Raw genomic sequence first — 6,434 nt, 5'->3', positions numbered from 1 at the left:
AGATGTGTATAAGAGACAGAACTAATTGTTCTTCGTTTATTAAGTTGATTTCATTAAAATTTACTGCTATATCAGATTAAATTAAACACTTGATAAATATCGTGAACAGGAATAATATATAAAAATAACTAGGGTTAGATTTATAGATGACTTAAATGGGTTTGTTGGAGAAGTTAATTAGTAAGTAATTTAGACAATTAATATTAAATACAAACTTTAAGTTTGAGGAGGTTATGCTTTATGAGTTCACACACACTTTTTAATTTAAGAACAAAAAGAAACTTAGAAATTAATGAACTAACAGAATTAATAAATAAAAAATATGGTACACACTATGAGCCACATCAATTGTGGGAATGGGAAAACCATCAACATGAACCTAAATTCAAAGATGCAATGATCCTTGCAGATTTCTTCGACACACCATATCAAATGCTAGTCGAGAGTAAATATAAAGAATACCAAAAACAATTCGACGACGTAGACATTCGTCTATAATAACTTTATATACGCTATATTAAGCGTAAGACATTTAACGGTTAGTGATGAGAAATCACTAACCGTTTTTTATGTATTGTAAGTTATAAAAATTTAATGAAAAATAAGTAAATAAATAAGATAAACAATTCAAATCTAACAGGTAAAATATCTATATTGAATAAGTATATAAATCAACTATTAGTAAAATTTATTGAATAAATAATATTAGTTGATTATAAATGATTGAATTAAAGTCGTTCATATAGCAGCATTATTTATCATAAATTCTCGGCGCTCATTCCGGTTTCACTTTCATTTGAGAAGTGACATATTCTTAGCTTTATGTTGAAAAGTCAGATGATACGCCATCTAGCTTTTTTATTGTATAAACTAAAACAACCCCACAAGCCTATGCCTGCGGGGTTTGACAATAAATTATATATTATTGTTCTTCTTTAACATATGGTAATAAAGCCATATGACGAGCACGTTTGATAGCTGCAGTCAACATACGTTGATATTTAGCTGAAGTGCCTGTTACACGACGTGGTAAGATTTTACCACGTTCTGAGATAAAACGTTTTAATAATTCAGTGTCTTTATAATCGATATGAGTAATACCATTTGCTGTGAAATAGCATACTTTTTTACGACGACGTCCGCCTCTTCTTGGTCCACCTGCCATGGGTAATTACCTCCTTCAAAAAATATTTTTTATACGTTCATTTATTATTAGAATGGTAAGTCATCATCACTAATATCAATCGGGCCATTCGCATTTGCAAATGGGTTATCAGATTGTTTATTATTTGATGAATTATTATTACTATATGACGTATTTTGTCCTGATTGTTGGCCACCAAATCCTTGACCGTAGTCTTGGAAATCATTGTTACCACCTTGGTTACGTTGGCCACTTTGTGCATTTTTAGGTTCAAGGAACTGAACACTATCCGCTACAACTTCAGTAACAAAGATACGACGACCTTCTTGATTTTCATAACTGCGTGATTGTATGCGACCATCAACGCCAGCTAGACTACCTTTGAATAAATAGTTATTCACATTCTCTGCTTGTCTTCTGAAAACAACAACATTAATAAAGTCAGCTTCGCGTTCCCCTTGAGCATTCGTGAAAGTACGATTAACTGCTAGAGTAAATGTCGCTACACTTACGCCTGAGGGAGTGCTTCTGTATTCTGGATCTTTAGTTAAACGACCTACTAATACAACTCTGTTTATCATTCAAACGCCCCCATTAAATTATTACTTATCTTGGTCTTCGCGGATAACGATATAACGGATGATATCGTCATTAATTTTAGCTAAACGTTGGAATTCGTCTGTAGCTCTGTTGTTATCAGTTTTAATGCGTACGATGTTGTAGAAGCCTTCTTTGAAATCTTCAATTTCATAAGCAAGACGGCGTTTACCCCAGTCTTTTTCTTCTAAAACTTCTGATCCTTCTGAAGCTAAGATACCGTTAAAGCGTTCAACAACTGCTTTTTTAGCGTCTTCTTCAATATTTGGACGTACGACATACATAATTTCATATGTTCTCATTTTATACTTGCACCTCCTTGTGGTCTATGCGGCTTATCGAGTATTACCGATAAGCAAGGAATAATTTTCATTACTCACAATCAATAATTATAGCATAGAGTATTACTTTTTACAATAAATATTGATGTGGTTAATTCTCTTTTTGAAAAGGCAGCACCATAATATAAAATTAGTAGGTCTATTACTTCATAATTTAAATAAACATAAATAAATTAAAAAGTTGAAGAAAATTGTCTAAAATCACTTTTCAAAACAGAACAAACGTTCTATAATAATAGCGAGGTGTAGAACATGCAATTAGATTTAGATTGGGATAAAGAATTCCAAGAATTTCAAGAAGTCTTAAATTGCGGTATCAATCCAGAATGGTTGTATTGCGCGAAAGCCAATATGATTCTTGAACCAGCCTATACCGGTGAAGGTAAACAGTTCTTTAGCACCAAAGATATTATTGAAGCAAGTAAAATTATACCGTTCTTTTAAGATAGAATGAGATTTCTCATATATTTAAAAGCAATGTAAGTTTCTCTGTCACTCAAGCCACATGATACTTACATTGCTTTTTATTTTTCAATCAAAAATAAGGCATGAAGTCTCATGCCTTGTCTTAAAAGTGTAGTTTTATACATTAAATCTGAAGTGAACGATGTCGCCATCTTGCATAATATATTCTTTACCTTCTAAGCGTTGTTTACCCGCTTCTTTAGCACCTTGTTCTCCACCATTTTCAACGTAATCATCATAACTTGTTACTTCAGCACGAATAAATCCACGTTCAAAGTCAGTGTGAATAATACCCGCACATTGTGGTGCTGTCATACCTTGTTTGAAAGTCCATGCACGTACTTCTTGTACACCAGCAGTAAAGTAAGTTGATAAGCCTAATAAATCATAAGTTGTTTTGATTAGAACATCTAAGCCTGGTTCTTCAATACCTAAATCTTCTAAGAACATTTCTTTGTCTTCATCATCTAAAGTAGCAATCTCTTCTTCGATTTTTGCACTAATTACAATTACTTCAGAATCTTCTTTAGCTGCATAGTCACGAATAATTTTAACTTTTTCATTCTCTTCATTACCAATTTCATCTTCGCCAACATTTGCTATATATAACATTTTTTTAGATGTTAATAATTGAGCTTGGTTCACGTATTTTTGATCTTCATCGTTAAATTCTAAACTACGTACTGGATCGCCGTTTTCTAATGCTTCTTTAATTTTAGATAAAATGCGTAATTCCATCTCTGCTGTTTTATCTTTTTGACGAGCCATTTTTTCAATTCTAGGTAAACGCTTTTCAACAGATTCTAAATCTGCTAATACTAATTCCATATTGATAACTTCAATGTCGTCTAATGGGTCTACGCGTCCTGACACGTGTGTAACGTTGTCGTCGTCAAATGCACGTACTACTTGGCAAATTGCATCAACTTCACGAATATGTGATAAGAATTTGTTACCTAGACCTTCACCTTTTGAAGCGCCTTTAACAATTCCGGCGATATCAGTAAATTCAAATGCGGTAGGAATAGTTTTCTTAGGTTCTACCATTTCAGTTAATTTATTTAAACGTGCGTCTGGTACCTCGACAATTCCTACGTTTGGATCGATTGTTGCGAATGGATAGTTTGCTGCTAACGCACCCGCTTTTGTGATTGCATTAAATAGAGTAGATTTCCCTACGTTAGGTAAACCTACGATGCCTGCTGTTAAAGCCATTAATCATTCTCCTTACCTTCTGTATCTTGATTGGATACTAATATTTTCTTTAGTTTTTTATTAAACGTCTGACGTGGAATCATAATACTTCTTTGACAATTTTCACATTTGATACGAATATCTGCACCCATACGAATAATTTTAAAGCGATTTGTTCCACATGCATGTTGTTTTTTCATCTCTACTATATCATTTATTCCATAATTTGACGTCATGAAATTACCCCCAAAGATAATTAGAATTAGCTTTGCTTACCATTATTTTTAATATAAATCGGTTGCGGTAATTTAATACCTTCTTGTACAAACACTCTTTGAATTTCTCTAAGTAGAATTCTTGAACCTGAAGCACCTTCACCTGGAATCGTTTCTGCTGAGATTCTAAATGTTACTTTAGTTTCATCTAATGATTCAATACCTTCTACAACAGGATCAGTAATAAATAGATAATACTTGCTACGCATAGCCGTAAATAATTTATTTAATCGTTTTTCTACTTTATCTAAATCTTCTTCGACTGACACTGGGACTTTCACAATTGAGAAACCATTCGTAATAGAATAGTTGGTAATCTCTCCCATACTACCGTTAGGTAAAATTGTTAATTCACCTGTGATTGTATTAATTCGTGTAGATCTTAATGCAATTGATTTTACTGTACCTTCAGCTACAGTTGTACCACCGCTATTGATTTTAACATAGTCTCCTACGTCAAATTGATTTTCGAAAATAATAAAGAAACCTGTAATAATATCTTTAACGATTGTTTGTGCGCCGAAACCAACAGCTAAACCAACTACACCTGCACTGGCGATAATACCTTCAACGCTAATACCAAATTTACTTAATACCGTAGTAACAACGATAAACCATACTATGTAATTTACTACGTTCTGTACTAGCGAAATTAATGTGCGAGAACGTTTTTTGTTCCCTTTTGTACTTCTATTTTGCATTTTAAATGCTTGTTCAATCAGTTTATTTAAAATACGTGTAACTATTAGCGCCACTATAATATAAATAATAATTAAAGCGATTTTAATAGCTAAATTCTCATAAGTTTCTATTTTAGTTAAGGGTTCAAATAGTGATGATAAGACACTTTTGACCTGATTCATTTAAACGCAACCTCCCTTTAAGTTCTTTTCATAATTAAATAATTATACATTTATCTCCTATACAATGTATCCGTCTTGAGTTTTAATTTTAGTTGCACTAAGTAAAAGATAAGGAAGTAACTTGCAATCTACGTTTCCTCCAAACTTTCTTGCTACCTCTAAACAAAGCTCACACTATTTATTTTTCATTTAACTTATTAATTAGCATTCTAAATTCGTCTTCTGAGCCAAACTCAAACGTAATTTTACCAATCTTTCTCCCAGCTGAGATATCAACTCGTGTACCGTATTTTTCTTTTAATATTCTTTCTTGTTTTTGAATAAATTTAGGTTTAAGTACTGGTTGTTTCTTCTCATTTTTAGACTGCCTTCCGTCTTGCAACTCATTAACAATATTTTCTAAGTATCTGACGCTCCAATTTTCACTAATTGCTTGTTTACTTACTTCTCTCATCGTCTCATTGTCTTTAATACCTAACAACGTTCGTCCATGTGCACCGGAAAGTTTCCCCTCTTTAACGAACTGCGACACCTCTTTCGGCAAGTTCAATAATCTCAACATATTAGCTATATAAGGACGAGATTTCCCAAGTCGTTTTGCGACCTCTTGTTGAGTAAGTCCTAAGTCATCCATTAAGCGTCTATAACTTTCTGCTTCCTCAATCACATTTAGGTTCTCACGCTGCAAATTTTCTATAATAGCTAATTCCATCATATCTGCATCAGAGAGGTCTTTCACGATGGCAGGCACTTTTTGTAATCCTGCTATTTGAGATGCTCGAAAACGTCTTTCACCAACTACAATATAGTATCCTTGTACATTTTTTCGTAAAACAATAGGTTGTAGGATGCCGTGCTGTTTAATCGAATCCGCCAACTCGTTTAATCTCGTTTCATCAAACGTTTTACGCGGTTGGTATGGATTTGCTTTAATATCGGTAATAGTTATTTTTTGTATTTGTTCATGTTGTTTCGGCTGTAAGCGTTCATCTTTCTCGTATTTCATTCATTGTCCCCCTTTCCCTAAGAACTAACGACGATTATTACAGTTTCTCTATTTTTAATACTAGAAAGTTCTGCAATTTCAATTCGTAAATTTCACATTCAATTAATAGTTAATCATTAGCAACAAAACCTATATAGCACCCGACTCTTTACATGTACCTATTAATTTTAAAAATTATGGCTTGTTTCTACAAGTACTTTAAACTGAGTTAAAGAAAAAATATAAATTTTTTTCTAAGACGTTATCTCAACTCTATCAATACCTCAACCACTCTTTAAGTTGACTTTCTAATCACAATTTTCAGAAAAGTTATTGACAAATGTAATTTAAGTCTGTAAGCTATGAAATATCTTAAAAAAATACAAATTACACACTGTAATAAGGAAAGTAGAGCTTACACTGCTAATACAGAGAGTCTCCTATGCTGAGAAGAGACATTGAAAGAGAGTTTGAAAATGGCCTTTGAGTGTTGATGCCAATACGAGGTATCAACGGGATCGCCCGTTATAGCGATACAGTATTAACATTTATGTTTAATGGCGTACTGGA

9 protein-coding genes are annotated in these 6,434 nt (G+C 32.9%); 2 read left to right on the top strand and 7 right to left on the bottom strand.

All coding sequences use genetic code 11. The features are described 5' to 3' along the window. Positions 1-240: 240 nt before the first annotated feature. Positions 241-498, top strand: a complete 258-nt coding sequence (locus tag CD147_RS05995) for a transcriptional regulator (RefSeq protein ID WP_103166511.1) — start codon at positions 241-243, stop codon at positions 496-498. 424 nt (positions 499-922) lie between these two features. Here CD147_RS05995 and rpsR read toward each other — a convergent pair whose 3' ends face one another. Genes rpsR through rpsF form a run of 3 tightly spaced genes read right to left on the bottom strand, consistent with a single transcriptional unit; the run spans position 923 to position 2,043 of the window. Further along, positions 923-1,165 (bottom strand): 30S ribosomal protein S18, encoded by a 243-nt coding sequence (gene rpsR, locus CD147_RS05990; RefSeq protein ID WP_002451519.1) that lies wholly within the window; start codon positions 1,163-1,165, stop codon positions 923-925. Positions 1,166-1,212: 47 nt separating this feature from the next. Next, the gene (ssb, locus tag CD147_RS05985; protein WP_103166510.1) at positions 1,213-1,725 is read right to left on the bottom strand and encodes a single-stranded DNA-binding protein; all 513 of its coding nucleotides are present in this window, start codon (positions 1,723-1,725) and stop codon (positions 1,213-1,215) included. Between the two features lie 21 nt (positions 1,726-1,746). Continuing rightward, a complete protein-coding gene (rpsF, locus tag CD147_RS05980; protein ID WP_002461101.1) occupies positions 1,747-2,043 on the bottom strand; it encodes a 30S ribosomal protein S6 in 297 nt (98 codons plus the stop codon). Positions 2,044-2,334: 291 nt separating this feature from the next. On the opposite strand from rpsF, the gene CD147_RS05975 reads away from it, so the two are divergent. Continuing rightward, positions 2,335-2,526: a hypothetical protein gene (locus CD147_RS05975; protein ID WP_103166509.1), complete on the top strand. Its 192-nt coding sequence runs from the start codon at positions 2,335-2,337 to the stop codon at positions 2,524-2,526. A 138-nt stretch (positions 2,527-2,664) separates the two neighbouring features. Here the strand turns inward: CD147_RS05975 and ychF are convergent, their stop codons facing one another. The 4 genes from ychF to CD147_RS05955 all read right to left on the bottom strand — a co-directional run bounded on the left by ychF (position 2,665) and on the right by CD147_RS05955 (position 5,885). After that, on the bottom strand, positions 2,665-3,762 hold the full coding sequence (ychF, locus tag CD147_RS05970) for a redox-regulated ATPase YchF (RefSeq protein WP_103166508.1): 1,098 nt from the start codon (positions 3,760-3,762) through the stop codon (positions 2,665-2,667). Beyond that, positions 3,762-3,977: a DUF951 domain-containing protein gene (locus CD147_RS05965; RefSeq protein WP_103166507.1), complete on the bottom strand. Its 216-nt coding sequence runs from the start codon at positions 3,975-3,977 to the stop codon at positions 3,762-3,764. The genes ychF and CD147_RS05965 overlap by 1 nt, the downstream gene beginning before the upstream one ends. A gap of 26 nt (positions 3,978-4,003) precedes the next feature. After that, positions 4,004-4,879, bottom strand: a complete 876-nt coding sequence (locus CD147_RS05960) for a mechanosensitive ion channel family protein (protein ID WP_103166506.1) — start codon at positions 4,877-4,879, stop codon at positions 4,004-4,006. Between the two features lie 178 nt (positions 4,880-5,057). Beyond that, positions 5,058-5,885, bottom strand: a complete 828-nt coding sequence (locus tag CD147_RS05955) for a ParB/RepB/Spo0J family partition protein (protein ID WP_103166505.1) — start codon at positions 5,883-5,885, stop codon at positions 5,058-5,060. Between the last annotated feature and the right edge of the window lie 549 nt (positions 5,886-6,434).

The sequence above is a fragment of the Staphylococcus devriesei genome, assembly GCF_002902625.1.
GTDB lineage: Bacteria > Bacillota > Bacilli > Staphylococcales > Staphylococcaceae > Staphylococcus > Staphylococcus devriesei.
This window is presented reverse-complemented; position numbering and strand designations above follow the sequence as displayed.

What these genes read in the sequence shown, in the direction of transcription:
- CD147_RS05955 (WP_103166505.1), bottom strand. Translation starts at nt 5,885, where the DNA reads ATGAAATACGAGAAAGATGAACGCTTACAGCCGAAACAACATGAACAA.
- rpsF (WP_002461101.1), bottom strand. Translation starts at nt 2,043, where the DNA reads ATGAGAACATATGAAATTATGTATGTCGTACGTCCAAATATTGAAGAA.
- rpsR (WP_002451519.1), bottom strand. Translation starts at nt 1,165, where the DNA reads ATGGCAGGTGGACCAAGAAGAGGCGGACGTCGTCGTAAAAAAGTATGC.
- CD147_RS05975 (WP_103166509.1), top strand. Translation starts at nt 2,335, where the DNA reads ATGCAATTAGATTTAGATTGGGATAAAGAATTCCAAGAATTTCAAGAA.
- CD147_RS05960 (WP_103166506.1), bottom strand. Translation starts at nt 4,879, where the DNA reads ATGAATCAGGTCAAAAGTGTCTTATCATCACTATTTGAACCCTTAACT.
- ssb (WP_103166510.1), bottom strand. Translation starts at nt 1,725, where the DNA reads ATGATAAACAGAGTTGTATTAGTAGGTCGTTTAACTAAAGATCCAGAA.
- ychF (WP_103166508.1), bottom strand. Translation starts at nt 3,762, where the DNA reads ATGGCTTTAACAGCAGGCATCGTAGGTTTACCTAACGTAGGGAAATCT.
- CD147_RS05995 (WP_103166511.1), top strand. Translation starts at nt 241, where the DNA reads ATGAGTTCACACACACTTTTTAATTTAAGAACAAAAAGAAACTTAGAA.
- CD147_RS05965 (WP_103166507.1), bottom strand. Translation starts at nt 3,977, where the DNA reads ATGACGTCAAATTATGGAATAAATGATATAGTAGAGATGAAAAAACAA.